The sequence below is a fragment of the Streptomyces sp. NPDC107546 genome (genome assembly GCF_055639175.1).
In genome coordinates this window covers 1-17,650 of record NZ_JBVKBA010000027.1, presented here as the reverse complement: position 1 = coordinate 17,650, position 17,650 = coordinate 1, and the positions used below count along the sequence as shown (strand labels likewise).

Here is a 17,650-nt window from a genome sequence, read left to right as displayed (position 1 = left end):
CTCAGGGGGATGGGCGTCGGGCAACGCGTGTGAGACACCGCATGAGGCGACGGTCCGCGAACGGAGGGAAGAGAAGCTCCGCACCGAAAGGACGGCTCGAACGCCGAGGTCGCACGCGGCGCACACAGGCACAGACAGCGCTGTGTGACGCGGTGTCTCAAGACCTCAGACGAGCAACGTCCTTCTCCTCCCGGCGGCAACAGAAGCGTTGAACACCGTACGGGGGGGCTCGTGAGAGCGTCAACGCATTTAAAAGCGCGGAGTACGTCCCCGGTCCCCCTCGCCCTTGTCGCTCCACCCGCATGTCGGATTTCCGCCAGCCACCGGCCTCCGCGCGCTGGTTGACTTGTCGGCATGACGAACAAGACATCGCCGCGTGAGCAGGCCCTGGCCTTCCGTTCCCTGCATGTGCCCGGTCGTCCGCTGGTGCTGCCCAACGTCTGGGACGTCGCCAGCGCGAGGCTCGTCGAGGACGCGGGGGCCGCGGCCGTCGCCACCACGAGCGCCGGGCTGGCCTGGGAGCTGGGCGCCGCCGACGGCGACCGGCTCTCCGCCGGTGACGCCCTCGCGGCCCTGACCCGGATCGCGGACGCGGTGACCGTGCCGGTGAGCGCGGACATCGAGACCGGGTACGCCGATGACGCCGCGGGCGTCGGCGACACGATCAGGGCGGTGCTGGCGGCGGGCGCCGTCGGCGTCAACATCGAGGACGGCCTGTATGGCGGAGACGCCCCGCTGCGCCCGGTCGCCGAGCAGGCGGCGCGCATCGCCGCCGCGCGGGAGGCCGCCGAGGCGGCCGGGGTGCCGCTGTTCGTCAACGCGCGCGTGGACACGTATCTGCGCGGCGCCGGAGGCCTGGAGGAGACCCTGGAGCGGGCCGCAGCGTTTCTCGCCGCCGGAGCGGACGGCGTGTTCGTCCCCGGGGCCGTCGACCCGGTGACGGTGAAGGCGCTCGCCGAGGGCATCGAGGGCCCGCTGAACGTGATGGCCGGCCCGGGTGCGCCCACGGTCACCGAACTGGCCGCCCTCGGCGTCGCCCGGATCAGTGTCGGCTCGGGCATCGCGCAGGCCGCCCACGCCCTGGTCCGCCGCGCCGCACGGGAGCTGCTCGACGCGGGAACGTACGAGGCACTGGCCGTCGGCCTCGACTACGGGGAGCTCAACGGGCTGCTGGGCGGGGGCCGTCAGAAGTCCTGAAGGGAGGCGGGGTCGTGACCCTGTCCGGACTCCGCCGAGTGGGCGCGACCGGCCACGGATGGCCGCACGCGCCGTCGGACCGAAGGACGGCGAGCGGGCGCACCGAGGAGCTCAGCACGCGTCCCGCATCAGCTCCGCCAGGTCGTGGTCCAGGTCGACCTGAAGATGCTCCAGACCCACCGGCACCAGCTCGGTGGTCCGCCGCAGGAAGCGCTCGATCGCGTCCGAGTGGACGTGCACCACGGCGGTGCCCTCCGGGGCGTGGAACTCCAGGACGGTGCGCTCGTAGCCGTACGGCCGCACCCGGACGTCCCCGTGACCCTCCGGGCCCTCCAGGCCGGCGGCGAGGAGTTCGCGGGCGAAGGTCCAGCACACCTCCACACCCTCCAGGGTGGCCGGGGCGGGGAAGGTCATGCGGACGGCGAACGGGTCGCGCCGGTCGTAGTGGAGCACGGCCGGAATGCTCGGCATACGTGGCGCGGCAGCGACGAGACGGGCCTCCACGGGCTGCTCGATGACGGTGGACAACGCCTTGCTCCCTTGTGACGGCTGGACGGACTTCGGGCGGATGAGGCCAGGCACTTGAAGAGACGATGGAATCGGCCAATCCGTGCACATGAAATGCGAGTGACCTCTGTCACCGAGTCCATGCCACCGGACGGTGCACGGTGAGGGCGATCACTGCGGTGTCCCGCGGTCCCGGGACACCGGGGAGGACACCGCGCACGCGCGTACGGTTCCCGGGCGGGGGTCGACGGTGAACCGCGGCGAAAGGGGGTACCCGTGGAGCAACCCGCATCCGGAGAGGAAGTGACGGTCATGCCACGCGGCTCGAGCCCCAAGCGGGAACGTCAGTACGAGCACATCAAGGAGAGCGCACGCGACCGCGGGGAGAGCGAGGGGCGCGCCAAGGAGATCGCGGCGCGGACCGTGAACAAGGAGCGCGCCCGTTCCGGTGAGTCCAAGACCGCGAGCCGCACGTCCACCCAGGACAAGTCGTCCGCCAAGCGCGGCGGACAGCGCTCGGGCAAGGGCTCCCAGGGACAGACCTACGACCAGCTGTACGAGGAGGCCAAGCGGCGCAACATCCGCGGCCGCTCGGACATGAACAAGAGCGAGCTGCAGCGCGCTCTGGGCAAGTGACGGCGGGCCGCGGGGTCGTACGCTCGTCACCACCATGACCACCGTACGCACCCCCGCGGGCTGGCCCGCGACCGAAGAAGAGGCCCGTGCCGTACAGGACGAGCTGCGCGGCCGGGTGATCCTCGACGAACCGGGGCCGCCGCCCGGGACCGGCCCCGTGACGGGGGTCGACGTCGCCTACGACGATGAGCGCGGCCTGGTCGCGGCGGCGGCCGTCGTCCTGGACGCGAACACGCTGGTCCCTCTCGCCGAGGCCACGGCCGTCGGTGAGGTGTCCTTCCCGTACGTTCCCGGTCTGCTCGCCTTCCGGGAGATCCCCACCGTCCTGGCCGCGTTGGAGGCCCTGGACCGCGATCCCGGGCTGGTCGTCTGCGACGGCTACGGCCTCGCCCACCCGCGCCGTTTCGGTCTGGCGAGCCACCTCGGCGTCCTCACCGGACTGCCCACGATCGGCGTCGCCAAGAACCCGTTCACGTTCACCTACGAGGAGCCGGGGACCGAGCGCGGCAGCAGGAGCCCGCTTCTCGCGGGCAGCGACGAGGTCGGAAGCGCGCTGCGCACCCAGTCGGGCGTCAAGCCGGTGTTCGTCTCCGTGGGGCACCGCGTCGGCCTCGGCGCCGCCTGCGCGCACACGCTCGCGCTCGCCCCGGCGTACCGCATCCCCGAGTCCACCCGGCGCGCCGACAGCCTGTGCCGTCGCGTCCTCAAGGAGGCGGTCGGGTCCGCGGCCTGAGTACGGCGCCTGAGTAGGTGTACGGATGTGGCCGCGCCGCCGTGATCGGCAGGGTGGGGCGCATGACGACACACCGTGCGCCCAAGACCGTGAGCCACCCCGCCCAGCCCGTCGAGCGTGCCGTGACGGCCGCTCTGCTGCTCGCCGTTCTCGCGGGGCTCGCCTGGATCGTCGGGATGGTCGTCACGGTCCTGGAGTGGGGCTCCTGACGCCCGGCCGGCGACAGCTCCCACCCGCGCCGTTGTCGGTGGCTGCGGCTACCGTGAGACGAGAATGCGCATACGGAGAGTACGCGGGCGCGGCCCGGGCTTGACTAAGCGCTTGCTCGGTCGGATAGTGCCCGTACTGGAACACGTTCTCAACATCACCCGATGTCGCATCGGGTGTGTCACGGAGCTGGGGGCCGGATGGCAGTGGCAAGGACGCCGGGGCAGGGCCCCCTCGCCGGCGTGCGCGTCGTCGAGCTGGCCGGTATCGGACCCGGGCCGTTCGCCGGCATGCTCCTGGCCGACCTCGGCGCCGACGTCGTCCGCGTGGACCGGCCGAACGGCTCCGGGCTCGCCATCGACCCGGAGTACGACGTCACCAACCGCAACAAACGCTCGGTGATCGTCGACCTGAAGACCGGCGAGGGCCAGGCCCGCGTCCTGGACCTGGCCGGGCGCGCCGACATCCTCATCGAGGGCTACCGCCCGGGCGTCGCGGAACGCCTCGGCGTCGGTCCGGAGACCTGCCACGCCCGCAACCCGCGGCTCGTCTACGGCCGGATGACCGGCTGGGGCCAGGAGGGCCCGCTCGCCCCGCGCGCCGGACACGACATCGCCTACATCGCGCTCACCGGCGCGCTCGGCATGATCGGCGCCCCCGACGCGCCGCCCGCGATCCCCGCGAACCTCGTCGGCGACTACGCGGGAGGTGCGCTCTACCTCGTCGTCGGTGTTCTCGCCGCGCTCCACCACGCCCGCGCGACCGGAACCGGCCAGGTGGTGGACGCGGCCATCGTCGACGGCACCGCCCACCTGTCCTCGATGATCCACGGCATGCTCGCCGCCGGGGGCTGGCAGGACCGGCGCGGTGCCAACCTGCTCGACGGAGGCTGCCCGTTCTACGGCACCTACGAGACGGCCGACGGCCGGTACATGGCGGTGGGCGCCCTTGAGCAGCAGTTCTACACGGAGTTCGTGGAGCTGCTGGGGATCGCGGACCGGGCCCCGGCCCGCAAGGACGTCGCCCGTTGGGGTGAACTCCGGGAGATGGTCGCGGCCCGTTTCAAGACCCGCACGCGCGACGAGTGGACCGCCGTCTTCGAAGGCTCCGACGCGTGCGTGGCGCCCGTCCTGTCGCTCCGGGAGGCGCCGGCACACCCCCATCTCGCCGCCCGCGGCACCTTCACCGACCACGGCGGCATCACCCAGCCGGCGCCCGCGCCCCGCTTCTCGGTCACCCACACGGCGGTGCACGGCGGACCCGCGCAGCCCGGCGCCGACACCGAGGACGTCGCCCGCGACTGGGACGTGCCACGACTGCTCGGGGCGGCGACCGATGAAGCTTTCGACCCACCTGAGCCGCGCCTGCCCGGCCGACCCTCCTCGAAAGGCTGACAGTTGAGCACCGAAGCGTACGTCTACGACGCGATCCGCACCCCGCGCGGGCGCGGCAAGGCCAACGGCGCCCTGCACGGCACCAAGCCCATCGACCTGGTGGTCGGGCTCATCCACGAGACGCGGCGGCGTTTTCCCGATCTCGACCCCGCCGCGATCGACGACATCGTGCTCGGCGTGGTGAGCCCGGTCGGCGACCAGGGCTCCGACATCGCCCGGATCGCGGCGATCGCCGCCGGACTGCCCGACACGGTGGCCGGCGTCCAGGAGAACCGCTTCTGCGCGTCCGGTCTCGAAGCGGTCAACCTGGCCGCGGCGAAGGTCCGCTCGGGCTGGGAGGACCTGGTGCTCGCGGGCGGCGTCGAGTCCATGTCCCGCGTCCCGATGGCCTCGGACGGCGGCGCCTGGTTCGCCGACCCGATGACCAACATGACCGTCAACTTCGTGCCGCAGGGCATCGGCGCCGACCTCATCGCCACCATCGAGGGCTTCTCCCGCAGGGACGTCGACGAGTACGCGGCGCTGTCCCAGGAGCGGGCGGCGGCGGCCTGGAAGGACGGCCGCTTCGACCGCTCCGTGGTCCCGGTGAAGGACCGCAGCGGTCTTGTCGTCCTCGACCACGACGAGCACATGCGGCCCGGCACCACGGCCGACTCGCTCGCGGGGCTCAAGCCGTCGTTCGCGGACATCGGCGAACTGGGCGGCTTCGACGCGGTGGCGCTGCAGAAGTACCACTGGATCGAGCAGATCGACCACGTCCACCACGCGGGCAACTCGTCGGGCATCGTCGACGGCGCGGCCCTCGTCGCCATCGGCTCCAAGGAGGCCGGCGAGCGGTACGGGATGCGGCCCCGGGCCAGGATCGTGTCCGCGGCCGTCTCCGGTTCCGAGCCGACGATCATGCTCACCGGTCCCGCGCCCGCCACCCGCAAGGCCCTCGCCAAGGCCGGGCTGACGATCGACGACATCGACCTCGTCGAGATCAACGAGGCATTCGCCGCGGTCGTACTGCGCTTCGCCAAGGACATGGGGCTGTCCCTGGACAAGGTCAACGTCAACGGCGGCGCCATCGCGCTCGGTCACCCGCTCGGCGCGACCGGCGCGATGATCCTCGGCACGCTGGTGGACGAACTGGAGCGGCAGGACAAGCAGTATGGGCTGGCCACGCTGTGCGTGGGCGGCGGCATGGGCATCGCGACGATCGTCGAACGCGTCTGACCTTCCCAACGGATCGAACGGATCGAACGGACCTTACGGAGCACCCCGATGAGCACAGAGTCCACCACCATCCGCTGGGAGCAGGACGACACCGGCGTCGTCACGCTCGTCCTCGACGACCCGAACCAGTCCGCGAACACCATGAACCAGGCGTTCAAGGAGTCCATCGCGGCGATCGCCAAGCGCGCCGAGGCCGAGAAGGACTCCATCCGCGGCATCATCTACACCTCCGCCAAGAAGACCTTCTTCGCGGGCGGCGACCTCAAGGACATGATCAAGGCCGGCCCCGAGGACGCCCAGCAGGCGTTCGAGACCGGTGTGGCGATCAAGAACTCGCTGCGCCGGATCGAGACCCTCGGCAAGCCGGTCGTCGCCGCCCTCAACGGCGCGGCCCTCGGCGGCGGCTACGAGATCGCCCTGGCCTCCCACCACCGCATCGCCCTCGACGCCCCCGGCTCCAAGATCGGCCTTCCCGAGGTCACCCTGGGGCTGCTCCCGGCGGGCGGCGGCGTCACCCGCACCGTGCGCCTGATGGGCATCGCCGACGCCCTGCTGAAGGTGCTGCTCCAGGGCACCCAGTACTCGCCCCGGCGCGCGCTGGAGAACGGTCTCGTGCACGAGGTGGCCGCCACCCCCGAGGAGATGATGGCCAAGGCCCGCGCCTTCATCGACGCCAACCCCGAGTCCCACCAGCCGTGGGACAAGCCCGGCTACAAGATTCCGGGCGGTACGCCGTCCAACCCGAAGTTCGCCGCCAACCTGCCCGCCTTCCCGGCCAACCTGAGGAAGCAGCTGAACGGCGCCCCCTACCCGGCCCCGCGGAACATCCTGGCGGCGGCCGTCGAGGGCTCCCAGGTCGACTTCGAGACCGCCCTGACCATCGAGGCGCGCTACTTCACCGAACTGGTCACCGGGCAGACCGCGAAGAACATGATCCAGGCGTTCTTCTTCGACCTCCAGGCCGTCAACTCCGGCGCCAACCGCCCGGGGGGCGTCGAACCGCGCCAGGTCCGCAAGGTGGCCGTCCTCGGCGCCGGCATGATGGGCGCGGGCATCGCCTACGCGTGCGCCCGCGCGGGCATCGAGGTCGTCCTCAAGGACGTCTCCCTGGAGGCGGCCGTCAAGGGCAAGGGCTACTCCGAGAAGCTGTGCACCAAGGCGGTCTCCAAGGGCCGTACGAGCCAGGAGAAGGCGGACGCCCTGCTCGCCCGCATCACCCCCACCGCCGAGGCCGCCGACCTCGCGGGCTGCGACGCCGTCATCGAGGCCGTGTTCGAGGACCCGGCGCTCAAGCACAAGGTGTTCCAGGAGATCGAGAACGTCGTCGAGCCGGAGGCGCTGCTGTGCTCCAACACCTCCACCCTGCCGATCACCGCGCTCGCGGAGGGTGTGGAGCGGCAGTCCGACTTCGTCGGGCTGCACTTCTTCTCGCCGGTCGACAAGATGCCGCTCGTCGAGATCATCAAGGGGAAGCGGACCGGTGAGGAGGCGCTGGCGCGCGCCTTCGACCTGGTGCGGCAGATCAACAAGACGCCGATCGTGGTCAACGACTCGCGCGGCTTCTTCACCTCCCGGGTCATCGGCCACTTCATCAACGAAGGCGTGGCGATGGTCGGCGAAGGCATCGAGCCCGCGTCCGTCGAGCAGGCGGCGGCCCAGGCGGGATACCCGGCCAAGGTGCTGTCCCTGATGGACGAGCTGACGCTGACCCTGCCCCGGAAGATCCGCAACGAGACGAAGCGGGCCGTGGAGGAGGCGGGCGGCACCTGGACAGCGCACCCGGCGGAGGCCGTCATCGACCGCATGGTCGACGAGTTCGGCCGCACCGGGCGCAGCGGCGGCGCCGGGTTCTACGAGTACGGCGAGGACGACAGGCGCGGCCGGCTGTGGCCGGGCCTGCGGGAGCACTTCACCAAGCCCGGGTACCGGATCCCGTTCCGGGACATGCAGGAGCGCATGCTGTTCTCTGAGGCGCTGGACACCGTCCGGCTCCTGGAGGAGGGCGTGCTGACCTCCGTGGCCGACGCCAACATCGGGTCGATCTTCGGAATCGGTTTCCCCGGCTGGACCGGCGGCGTCCTGCAGTACATCAACGGCTACGAGGGTGCCCTGCCCGGTTTCGTGGCCCGCGCCCGGGAGCTGGCCGAGCGGTACGGCGAGCGGTTCACGCCGCCCGCGCTGCTGGTGGAGAAGGCGGAGAAGGGGGAGCGGTTCACCGACGCTCACTGAGAGGGTGGACGACGCCGGCTGAGAGGGCCGGGGACCCGGGGCCGGGAGTAGCTGCACGGGTCCCCCGCCGTGCCCTTATGACCACTCTGGGACGCCCATGTGATGAACATGTGAGAAGTCCCGCTCTGTGACGTGCGCCATCGCATGGAAATCGGCCTCTGCGAGAAGGTGAGGCCTTGGTCTGTGCCGCGTCAGGGGTGGCCGGACCGAGCCCCATCCGGAAACCCGCGCACCACCCCAGCGCCGGGCGTACCAGAGAGTAGATCCACTCGTGAGCAAGGACGCCGTGAACACGGCCGCGGTCGCATCCCTCACCGATGCGACCCGGGCGCCCGCGGACGCGGGCGACGCCGGTTACAGCAAGGACCTCAAACCCCGCCACATCAACATGATCGCGATCGGCGGGGCGATCGGCACCGGACTCTTCCTCGGTGCCGGAGGACGGCTGCACAACGCGGGTCCCGCCCTCGCGCTGGCGTACCTGGTCTGCGGCGTCTTCGCCTTCTTCGTCGTGCGCGCCCTCGGCGAGCTGGTCCTGTACCGGCCGTCGTCCGGGTCGTTCGTCTCGTACGCGCGCGAGTTCCTCGGCGAGAAGGGCGCGTACGTCGCCGGCTGGATGTACTTCCTGAACTGGTCGACGACCGGTATCGCCGACATCACCGCCATCGCGCTCTACACCCACTACTGGAGCTTCTTCACCTCCATCCCGCAGTGGGTGCTCGCCCTGATCGCCCTCGCGGTCGTGCTCGCGGTGAACCTGATCTCGGTGAAGATCTTCGGCGAGATGGAGTTCTGGTTCGCGATCATCAAGGTCGCCACCCTGGTGGCCTTCATGTTCGTCGGGATCTTCCTGCTTGCCACGCGACACGAGGTGGGCGGCCGCACCCCCGGTCTCGGCGTGATCACCGACCACGGCGGGATCTTCCCGCACGGGCTCATGCCCGTCGTCCTGGTGATGCAGGGCGTGATCTTCGCCTACGCCGCCCTGGAGCTGGTGGGCGTCGCCGCGGGCGAGACCGCGGAGCCCGCGAAGGTCGTGCCGCGCGCCGTGAACTCGATCATGTGGCGTGTGGGTCTGTTCTACGTCGGCTCGGTGGTCCTGCTCGCACTGCTGCTGCCGGGTTCGGTCTACTCCGGGGATCAGAGCCCCTTCGTCACCGTGCTGTCGAAGATCGGTGTCCAGGGCGCGGGTGACGTGATGAACCTGGTCGTCCTCACCGCCGCGATGTCCTCGCTGAACTCCGGCCTGTACTCCACCGGCCGCATCCTGCGCTCCATGGCCATGGCGGGCTCGGCGCCGAAGTTCACGGCGCGGATGAACCGCAGCCAGGTGCCCTACGGCGGCATCCTGCTGACCTGCGCGGTCTGCGTGATCGGCGTCGGCCTGAACTACTTCGTACCGAGTCAGGCCTTCGAGATCGTGCTGAACGTGGCCTCCCTCGGGATCGTCAGCACCTGGGTGATCATCATGATCTGCCACCTGGTCTTCGTCCGCCGCGCCCGGGCGGGCCACGTCACCCGGCCGTCCTTCCGGCTGCCCGGCAGCCCGGTCACGGAGATCGCGACCATCGCCTTCCTGCTGGTCTGCCTCGGCCTGATGTGGAACGACCCCGAGGTCGGCCGCAAGACCCTGCTGCTCATCCCCGTGATCGCGGCCCTGCTCGTCGGCGGCTGGTTCGCGCTGCGCCGCCGCATCGAACAGGCCGCGAACCAGGAACTGACCGACCTCACGAAGTAACCGCTCGGCGGCCGGAGCGGCGCCTGGGTCGCGCGCCGTGCCCGAGGCCGAGCTCCGCGTGCGTCCACGTCGCGGAGCCGGCCTCGGACCCGGCGAGCCGGTCGGGCCCCGGTGGGCCGTCGATCAGCCGGAGTGCACGGCGTTCGTCGCCGCGATCTTCTTCCAGGACTTCGGCTGCGTCACGTCGGCCGAAGCCGGTGCGAGGGACGCGGCGCGCGCCGCCGGTGCCGCCGGCTTCGACGGCTGGAACAGCCAGGTGTCGAAGAGCGCCCCCAGCGGCTTCCCGGACACCTTCTCCGCGTACGTCTGGAAGTCGGCGACCGAGGCGTTGCCGTACGCGTGCTCCTTCGGCCAGCCTTTCAGGACGGCGAAGAACGTGTCGTCCCCGATCTCGTTCCGCAGCGCCTGGACGGCCAGCGCACCCCGGTCGTAGACCGCGATGTCGAACTGGTTGTCCGGCCCCGGGTCACCCGGCTTCACCGTCCAGAAGGCGTCGTCGGCCGGGTGCGAGGCGTACACGTAGTCCGCCAGCTCCTGCGCCGTGCCCTCGCCCTCGTGCTCCGACCACAGCCACTGCGCATACCGTGCGAAGCCCTCGTTGATCCAGATGTCCTTCCAGCCCTTCAGCGACACGTCGTCGCCGTACCACTGATGGGCCAGCTCGTGCACGACCACGGAGGTGTTGGAGCCGTTCGCGAACTGCTTGGGGCTGTAGTACACGCGGGTCTGCGTCTCCAGCGCGTACCCGGTGGTCGTGTTCGGCACGTAGCCGCCCGCAGAACTGAACGGATACGGCCCGAAGTAGCCGCTGAGCCAGTCGACGATCTCACCGGTGCGCTCCACGCTCGCCCGCGCGGCCCCGTCGTTGTCGCCGAGGTCCTTGCTGTAGGCGTTGACGACCGGGACGCCGCCTTCCGAGGTGCTCGTCGTGATGTCGAACCTGCCGATCGCGAGGGTGGCGAGATACGTCGCCTGGGGCTTGTTCTCCCGCCAGTTGTAGCGGGTCCAGCCCAGCTTGGAACTCGTCGACTGCAGCGTGCCGTTGGATATCGCCTGCGTGCCGTCCGGCACGGCCACCGACACGTCGTACGTCGCCTTGTCGCTCGGGTGGTCGTTGCTCGGGAACCACCACCACGCCGACTCGGGCTCGTCCGCGGCGACCGCGCCGTCCGGGGTGCGGTGCCAGGTGGTGAAGCCGTACGCGCTCTTGGTGGAGGGCACACCGCTGTAGCGGACCACGACAGTGATCGGCGTGCCCTTCGGCAGCGGGGCGGCGGGTGTGACCACCAGCTCGTGCTGGCCCGAGGTGGTGAAGGACGCCTTCGCGCCGTTCACCCGCACCTCGCTCACATCCAGCAGGAAGTCCAGGTCGAACCGCGACAGATCCTGTGTCGTCCGGGCCAGGATCGTCGTCGTGCCCTGCAACTCGTCCGTTTTCGGCTGGTACGTCAGTCGCAGGTCGTAGTGGGAGACGTCGTATCCGCCGTTGCCGTAGTACGGGTAGTAGGGATCGCCGATACCCGGGGCGCCGGGCTGGAAGGCGGCCGCCGATGCCGGGATCGCCAGCAAGAGGGAAGCCGCCGCGAGTGCGCCCGGGGCGATGAGTCTGCGGTGCACGAGAACTCCAAGTCGTAGGGGCACGAGGTCTGTTGTGTCCGGACCCTATTCAGACCCCGCATGCCCCGGCATGTCCATGGCACCCTCTGTCACACGATCGCCATCCGGCCGACACGAGCCATCCCGTCCATCCGGCCTCTCCGGCCCCGCTGAACCCGACCGGCCCTCAGGTGCCCTCTTCTGCACGCGAGTTGATCCCGGTACCGTCCCGCGCATGCGGATCACCACCCCCCTCAGAGCCTTCAGACCGCTCGCGACGGCGGCCACAGCCGCGCTCCTGGCCGTCTTCCTCACCCCGTCGGCCGCCCACAGCGCGCCCCGGGAGAGCCGGCCCGTCTACTCGTACGAGAACGCCATCCGAGAGTCCGTCTGGGTGGACACGGGCCTGGACGGCGACGGCGACGGGAAGTCCGACCGTGTCGCCGCCGACATCGTCCGGCCCCGCGAACCGGCGGCCCGGGGCCGCAAGGTCCCCGTCATCATGGACGCCAGCCCCTACTACTCCTGCTGCGGGCGCGGCAACGAGAGCCAGAAGAAGACCTACGACGCGAGCGGCCACGTCGTCCAGATGCCGCTCTTCTACGACAACTACTTCGTACCGCGCGGCTACGCCTTCGTCGGTGTCGACCTGGCCGGAACCGATCGCTCCGACGGCTGTGTGGACGTGGGCGGCCGCTCCGACATCCGGTCCGCCAAGGCCGTGATCGACTGGCTCAACGGCCGGGCCAGGGCCTACACCACCCGCACCGGCACCACGCCCGCCACGGCCACCTGGACCAACGGCGCCACCGGCATGATCGGCAAGAGCTGGGACGGCACCATCGCCAACGGAGTCGCCGCCACCGGCGTCAAGGGCCTGAAGACCATCGTGCCCATCAGCGCCATCTCGTCCTGGTACGACTACTACTTCGCCAAGGGCGCACCCCTGTACGACTCCGGCCCCAACTGGCTGTCCGACTACGTCGAGAGCCCCGACGCCCGCACCAAGTGCGCCGCCGTGCAGCACAAACTCGTCGACGGCGCGCCGCGCAGCGGTGACTGGACACCGCTGTGGACCGAACGCGACTACGTGAAGGACGCGGCCAAGGTCCGCGCGAGCGTCTTCCTCGTGCACGGCATGCAGGACCTCAACGTGCGCACCAAGCACCTCGGCCAGTGGTGGAACGCCCTCGCCCAGCACGGCGTCAAGCGCAAGATCTGGCTCTCGCAGACCGGGCACGTCGACCCCTTCGACTACCGGCGCGCCCAGTGGGTGGACACCCTGCACCGCTGGTTCGACCACGAACTCCTCGGCTACGACAACGGCATCGACCGCCGGCCCATGGCCGACATCGAACGCCACCCCGACCAGTGGGTCACCTCCACGGCCTGGCCGCCCCACGACACCGCCACGACCACGCTGCGCCCGGGCCACGGCGATCGCGCGGGCGTCGGCACCCTCGGACTGCGCCCCGGCACCGGCACCGAGACCTTCACCGACGACCCGCAGCTCGGTGAGAGCGACTGGGCCGCGCACATCGACCGGTCCACCCCCGCCAAGGCCGGGTTCGTCACCCCGACGCTCTCGAAGGACCTGCGGATCTCCGGCTCCTCCACGGTGACCGTCACCGTCACGCCCACCACCTCCTCGGCGCACCTGTCCGCCGTGCTCGTCGACCTCGGCCCCGACACGATCCGCGACTACGCCGACTCCGCGGAGGGCATCACCACGCTCACCGACCGCACCTGCTGGGGCGCGAGCACGGCCGGCGACAGCGCCTGCTTCAAGGTCACCCAGGCCAAGAAGACGGACGTCACCTCCACGGTGTTCAGCCGCGGCTGGGCCGACCTCGGCCACTACGCCTCGGACGCGAAGGGCGTCCCGCTGACCCCGGGCAAGCCCTACACGATCACGCTCGACCTGGCCGCGACCGACCACGTCGTCCCGAAGGGCCACCGGCTGGCCCTGATCGTCGCCGGCACCGACAAGGACCTCATCGACCCTCCGTCCACCACGCCCACCCTGACCGTGGACCTATCCCGCACGTCGTCCCGGGTGCCGCTCGTCGGAGGGGCCGCGGCGTTCGCGGGCGCCACCTCCGGGGCGACGCCTGCCCCTGCGGCGCCCACCACGCCGTACGGCCTGCGGAGCACGCACAGGGCCCACCACATTCCTGACGGCAACTGACGGCGGCGCACCGTATCCGACACCACCTCGGGCGGCCGGGTCCACGGCCCGGCCGCCCCCGGGCGGCCCGGTACGCCGACCGAATCCGTCCTGCCGTGCTCACATCACTCCCCGCGTGGGGATACTCACGGCATGTCTGCCGAATACGCGACCTTCGGCCTGGCGCCGGCCATGCGGGCCGGTGCCGTCCTCACCGGTGGTGACTACGAAGCGCACCGGGACTTCGTGGACTTCCTCGTCGACGGAAGCCCGCTGCTGCACCGGCTCTGCGACCTGGACGCCGTCTCCCCGCTGGCCTCCGACATCCCGCCCGCGATCTTCACCGCGCAGGTGCGCGGTCTGCTGCTGGAGACCGGGGCGCCGCTGCCGGGCGGCCGGTACGTCCTGTATGGCTGCCCCGAGTGCGAGGACCTGGCGTGCGGAGCGGTCACCGCGGTCATCGAACGCGACGGCGACGACTACATCTGGCGGGACTTCGCCTGGCAGACCGACGACACCGCCGATCTCGAACTCAACGGCTACCACGGCATCGGCCCCTTCCGGTTCCACGGCGCCCAGTACCGTGCCGCGCTGGGCGCGCTGCTGGACGGCGGCGCCCCCGCGTCCCGACGCCGCGTGCTGCTGATCGGTGCCCGTGTCGCCGTGCTCGCCAAGCTCGCCGCCGCCCTGCGCACCATCGGCATCGGCGCCGACATCACCCACGACGCGACCGGCGTCCCCGCCGAGGAACTGCGCCAGTACAGTGCCGTCGCCTTCGGCCGGGCGGTCACCGCCGACGAACGGGCCGCCGTACGCCGCTCCTTCCAGGACGCCGGGCTGGACGTGGCCCACGTCGACGGACTCGCCCCGATCGTCCCGCTGCTCGTCGCCCAGATCGAACAGGCGCTGGACCGCGCCCCGGTGCGGCAGCGCCGCCTGACGGGACTGGCCGCCACCGACGGCGCGGCGTACGTCGAGGTGACCTCCGCCTGCCGAGTCCGTCTCACCGCCCACCGCCTCGACCGCCTCTACCGCACCCACACCAGCGAGGTCTTCGACGGCGTCCTGGAGCCGGGCCGTCACCGTATCGCCCTTGACCCCAAGGCGGTGAAGGGCGAGGCGTTCCTCGTGGCGCGGACCTCGGGAAGTGTCCTGGTGGAGTCCGTGAGGCGGTGAGAATCCGGGCGCGGGCGGCACCGGACGGCCGTTAGGATCGGCGGTCTGATGACTGCCACCCTCGTCGCCAAGAACCTCGCCGCCGGGCACGGCGACCGCTCGCTCTTCACCGGGCTCGACCTGGTCGTCGCGCCCGGTGACGTGATCGGGCTCGTCGGTGCCAACGGCGCCGGCAAGTCCACCCTGCTGCGCATGCTCGCCGGGCTGCTCACCCCCGAGCAGGGCGAGCTGCGGCTGTCCCCGCCCACCGCGACGGTCGGGCACCTCCCGCAGGAGCCCGAGCGCCGGCCGGGGGAGACCGTACGGGAGTTCCTGGCCCGCCGCACGGGCGTCGCCGACGCCCAGCGCGCGATGGACGAGGCCACGCAGGGACTCGTCGACGGGACGCCCGGCGCGGACGACGCCTACGCGGTGAGCCTGGAGCGCTGGCTCGCCCTCGGTGGCGCGGACCTCGACGAACGCGCCGAGGAGGTCGCCGACTCCCTGGGCCTGGGCGTCGGCCTGGACCAGCCGATGACGTCCCTGTCCGGCGGGCAGGCGGCCCGCGCGGGCCTCGCCTCCCTGCTGCTGTCCCGCTACGACGTCTTCCTGCTCGACGAGCCCACCAACGACCTCGACCTGGACGGCCTGGAGCGGCTGGAGCGGTTCGTCAGCGGGCTGCGCGCCGGAACGGTGGTCGTCAGCCACGACCGGGAGTTCCTCACCCGCACGGTCACCAAGGTCCTCGAACTCGACCTCGCCCAGGGGCAGATCAACCTCTACGGCGGCGGATACGAGGCCTACCTCGAGGAACGCGAGCGGGCCCGCCGGCACGCCCGCGAGGAGTACGAGGAGTTCGCCGACAAGAAGTCCGCCCTCCAGGAGCGGGCACAGTTGCAGCGCGCCTGGATGGACAAGGGCGTCAAGAACGCACGTCGCAAGGCGAGCGACAACGACAAGATCGGCCGCAAGTTCCGCAGCGAGGCCAGCGAGAAGCAGGCCGCGAAGGCTCGGCAGACCCAGCGCATGATCGAGCGCCTGGAGGTCGTCGAGGAGCCCCGCAAGGAGTGGGAGCTGCGCATGGAGATCGCGTCGGCCCCCCGCTCGGGCGCGGTCGTCGCCGCGTTGCGGGACGCGGAGGTACGGCGCGGCGACTTCACGTTCGGCCCGGTGTCCCTCCAGATCGACTGGGCTGACCGGGTTGCGGTGACGGGCGCGAACGGCGCGGGCAAGTCCACGCTGCTCGGCGCGCTCCTCGGCCGTGTTCCGCTGGACGCGGGCCACGCCTCCCTCGGCTCGGGCGTCCTGGTCGGCGAGGTCGACCAGGCCCGCAAGCTGTTCCACGGCCCGGAGTCCCTGCTGGACGCATTCCGCGCGGCGGTCCCGGACACCGAGCCGGCCGAGGTCCGCACCCTGCTCGCCAAGTTCGGCCTGAAGGCGGACCACATCCTGCGCCCGGCGGCGACCCTCTCCCCGGGCGAACGCACCCGCGCCGCGCTGGCGCTGCTCCAGGGTCGGGGCGTCAACCTGCTGGTCCTGGACGAGCCGACGAACCACCTGGACCTGCCGGCGATCGAACAACTGGAGTCGGCCCTGGACTCCTACGAGGGCACCCTGCTCCTCGTCACGCACGACCGCCGGATGCTGGACGCGGTACGGGTGACACGCCGCCTGGAGGTGGCGGACGGCAAGGTGACCGAGCACCGGTGACCGCGTCGGGTAATCGGCTTGTTCGCCGAACTCCCGCCGTTCTACAGTGAGTTCACTCCGATGAGACGCTCCCCCGAAATACGCCGCAGAGCGGGAGCGTGCCACCTCACCGAGGTGCCGGAGGGGCGGCAGCCGTCCTTGTCGACCCTTCCTGTCGGAGGTCTCCCGCATGAACATCGGTATCGGTCTGCCCATCGGCGACCCGACCACCCTGCTCACCTGGGCGCGGCACGCGGACGCCGGGCCCTTCAGCACCCTCGGCCTGCTCGACCGCCTCGTCTACGACAACCCCGAACCCCTGGTCGCGCTCTCCGTCCTCGCGGGCGCCGCCTCCCGCATCCGCGTCCAGACCGAGGTGCTGCTCGCCCCGCTGCGCGACACCGCGCTGCTCGCCAAGCAGGCCGCCACCCTTGACCGGATGACCGGTGGGCGGCTGGTCCTCGGCCTGGGCATCGGCGGCCGTGACGACGACCACCGGGCCACGGGCACCGACCCGCGCACCCGGGGCCGGCGCCTCGACGAGCAGATGGAGGTCATGCGGCGCCTGTGGTCAGGCGAGCCGTACGGTGAGGACGTCGGCCCGATCGGACCGGCGCCCGCTCGTCCGGGCGGACCCGAGGTCCTCTTCGGCGGCTTCAAGCCGGCCGCGCTCGAACGCGTCGCGCGGTGGGGCGACGGCTTCCTGGCCGCCGCGCCGCCCTCCTGGGCGGGCGGCCTGTTCGACACCGTCCGCGGGTTCTGGCAACAGTACGGCCGCGACGGCGAGCCCCGCCTCGTCGCGCAGGTCAATGTGGCGCTCGGCCCGCAGGACGTGATCGACGACGCACGGACCGCCATGCACGCGTACTACACCTTCACCGGCATGGCCGACCGCATGGTCGCCGGGATGCTCACCACGCCGTCGGAGATCCGCGAGGCGATCACCGCCTTCACCGACCTCGGCGCCGACGAGGTGATGCTGTACTGCTACGGCCTCGACCCGGCCCAGGTGGCGCGCCTGGCCGACATCCTGTGACGGCCTGATCCCGCACGGCTCGGCCAGAGGGAACACGGGCCCGGGGCCTGCGGGGGGGGAGGGGCCGGGACCAAAACAGCAACAAAGACCCGTCTCTTTGTTTGGGAGGACAGTCCCGCGCCCTGTGTTCCCCCCCCCCCCGTTTGTT

General features: G+C 71.2%; 14 protein-coding genes. 12 read left to right on the top strand and 2 right to left on the bottom strand.

Features of this window, described 5'->3' with window-relative positions; all coding sequences use genetic code 11:
• Nucleotides 1-354 precede the first annotated feature (354 nt).
• Nucleotides 355-1,197: an isocitrate lyase/PEP mutase family protein gene (locus ACZ7L1_RS30090; protein WP_471441489.1), complete on the top strand. Its 843-nt coding sequence runs from the start codon at nt 355-357 to the stop codon at nt 1,195-1,197.
• 111 nt (nt 1,198-1,308) lie between these two features.
• Here ACZ7L1_RS30090 and ssgD read toward each other — a convergent pair whose 3' ends face one another.
• Nucleotides 1,309-1,725: a spore wall synthesis regulator SsgD gene (gene ssgD, locus ACZ7L1_RS30085; protein WP_388989988.1), complete on the bottom strand. Its 417-nt coding sequence runs from the start codon at nt 1,723-1,725 to the stop codon at nt 1,309-1,311.
• Nucleotides 1,726-2,016: 291 nt separating this feature from the next.
• On the opposite strand from ssgD, the gene ACZ7L1_RS30080 reads away from it, so the two are divergent.
• The 7 genes from ACZ7L1_RS30080 to ACZ7L1_RS30050 all read left to right on the top strand — a co-directional run bounded on the left by ACZ7L1_RS30080 (nt 2,017) and on the right by ACZ7L1_RS30050 (nt 9,859).
• A complete protein-coding gene (locus ACZ7L1_RS30080; RefSeq protein ID WP_200420360.1) occupies nt 2,017-2,340 on the top strand; it encodes a plasmid stabilization protein in 324 nt (107 codons plus the stop codon).
• Between the two features lie 34 nt (nt 2,341-2,374).
• A complete protein-coding gene (locus tag ACZ7L1_RS30075) occupies nt 2,375-3,073 on the top strand; it encodes an endonuclease V (protein ID WP_471441487.1) in 699 nt (232 codons plus the stop codon).
• 62 nt (nt 3,074-3,135) lie between these two features.
• The gene (mmpA, locus tag ACZ7L1_RS30070) at nt 3,136-3,282 is read left to right on the top strand and encodes a morphogenic membrane protein MmpA (protein WP_471441485.1); all 147 of its coding nucleotides are present in this window, start codon (nt 3,136-3,138) and stop codon (nt 3,280-3,282) included.
• Between the two features lie 198 nt (nt 3,283-3,480).
• Nucleotides 3,481-4,674, top strand: coding sequence for a CaiB/BaiF CoA transferase family protein (locus ACZ7L1_RS30065; RefSeq protein ID WP_471441483.1), 1,194 nt, complete (start codon nt 3,481-3,483; stop codon nt 4,672-4,674).
• Between the two features lie 3 nt (nt 4,675-4,677).
• A complete protein-coding gene (locus ACZ7L1_RS30060) occupies nt 4,678-5,892 on the top strand; it encodes an acetyl-CoA C-acetyltransferase (RefSeq protein ID WP_471441481.1) in 1,215 nt (404 codons plus the stop codon).
• A 48-nt stretch (nt 5,893-5,940) separates the two neighbouring features.
• Nucleotides 5,941-8,121 carry a 3-hydroxyacyl-CoA dehydrogenase NAD-binding domain-containing protein gene (locus tag ACZ7L1_RS30055; RefSeq protein WP_471441479.1) on the top strand — a complete coding sequence of 727 codons (2,181 nt, stop codon included), beginning with the start codon at nt 5,941-5,943 and terminating at the stop codon, nt 8,119-8,121.
• A gap of 271 nt (nt 8,122-8,392) precedes the next feature.
• Nucleotides 8,393-9,859, top strand: coding sequence for an amino acid permease (locus ACZ7L1_RS30050; protein WP_471441477.1), 1,467 nt, complete (start codon nt 8,393-8,395; stop codon nt 9,857-9,859).
• Nucleotides 9,860-9,982: 123 nt separating this feature from the next.
• Here the strand turns inward: ACZ7L1_RS30050 and ACZ7L1_RS30045 are convergent, their stop codons facing one another.
• On the bottom strand, nt 9,983-11,476 hold the full coding sequence (locus tag ACZ7L1_RS30045; protein WP_471441475.1) for a M1 family metallopeptidase: 1,494 nt from the start codon (nt 11,474-11,476) through the stop codon (nt 9,983-9,985).
• A gap of 214 nt (nt 11,477-11,690) precedes the next feature.
• Here ACZ7L1_RS30045 and ACZ7L1_RS30040 point away from each other — a divergent pair, with 214 nt between their 5' ends.
• The 4 genes from ACZ7L1_RS30040 to ACZ7L1_RS30025 all read left to right on the top strand — a co-directional run bounded on the left by ACZ7L1_RS30040 (nt 11,691) and on the right by ACZ7L1_RS30025 (nt 17,502).
• On the top strand, nt 11,691-13,643 hold the full coding sequence (locus ACZ7L1_RS30040) for a Xaa-Pro dipeptidyl-peptidase (RefSeq protein ID WP_471441473.1): 1,953 nt from the start codon (nt 11,691-11,693) through the stop codon (nt 13,641-13,643).
• 132 nt (nt 13,644-13,775) lie between these two features.
• Nucleotides 13,776-14,798 carry an oxidoreductase gene (locus ACZ7L1_RS30035; protein WP_471441471.1) on the top strand — a complete coding sequence of 341 codons (1,023 nt, stop codon included), beginning with the start codon at nt 13,776-13,778 and terminating at the stop codon, nt 14,796-14,798.
• Nucleotides 14,799-14,846: 48 nt separating this feature from the next.
• Nucleotides 14,847-16,487, top strand: a complete 1,641-nt coding sequence (locus tag ACZ7L1_RS30030) for an ABC-F family ATP-binding cassette domain-containing protein (protein WP_471441469.1) — start codon at nt 14,847-14,849, stop codon at nt 16,485-16,487.
• A 169-nt stretch (nt 16,488-16,656) separates the two neighbouring features.
• Nucleotides 16,657-17,502, top strand: a complete 846-nt coding sequence (locus tag ACZ7L1_RS30025) for an LLM class flavin-dependent oxidoreductase (RefSeq protein WP_471441467.1) — start codon at nt 16,657-16,659, stop codon at nt 17,500-17,502.
• Nucleotides 17,503-17,650: the final 148 nt, after the last annotated feature.

Coding starts and splice junctions, on each gene's coding strand:
- mmpA (WP_471441485.1), top strand. CDS start 3,136: ATGACGACACACCGTGCGCCCAAGACCGTGAGCCACCCCGCCCAGCCC.
- ACZ7L1_RS30055 (WP_471441479.1), top strand. CDS start 5,941: ATGAGCACAGAGTCCACCACCATCCGCTGGGAGCAGGACGACACCGGC.
- ACZ7L1_RS30075 (WP_471441487.1), top strand. CDS start 2,375: ATGACCACCGTACGCACCCCCGCGGGCTGGCCCGCGACCGAAGAAGAG.
- ACZ7L1_RS30030 (WP_471441469.1), top strand. CDS start 14,847: ATGACTGCCACCCTCGTCGCCAAGAACCTCGCCGCCGGGCACGGCGAC.
- ACZ7L1_RS30025 (WP_471441467.1), top strand. CDS start 16,657: ATGAACATCGGTATCGGTCTGCCCATCGGCGACCCGACCACCCTGCTC.
- ACZ7L1_RS30040 (WP_471441473.1), top strand. CDS start 11,691: ATGCGGATCACCACCCCCCTCAGAGCCTTCAGACCGCTCGCGACGGCG.
- ACZ7L1_RS30090 (WP_471441489.1), top strand. CDS start 355: ATGACGAACAAGACATCGCCGCGTGAGCAGGCCCTGGCCTTCCGTTCC.
- ACZ7L1_RS30080 (WP_200420360.1), top strand. CDS start 2,017: ATGCCACGCGGCTCGAGCCCCAAGCGGGAACGTCAGTACGAGCACATC.
- ACZ7L1_RS30035 (WP_471441471.1), top strand. CDS start 13,776: ATGTCTGCCGAATACGCGACCTTCGGCCTGGCGCCGGCCATGCGGGCC.
- ACZ7L1_RS30065 (WP_471441483.1), top strand. CDS start 3,481: ATGGCAGTGGCAAGGACGCCGGGGCAGGGCCCCCTCGCCGGCGTGCGC.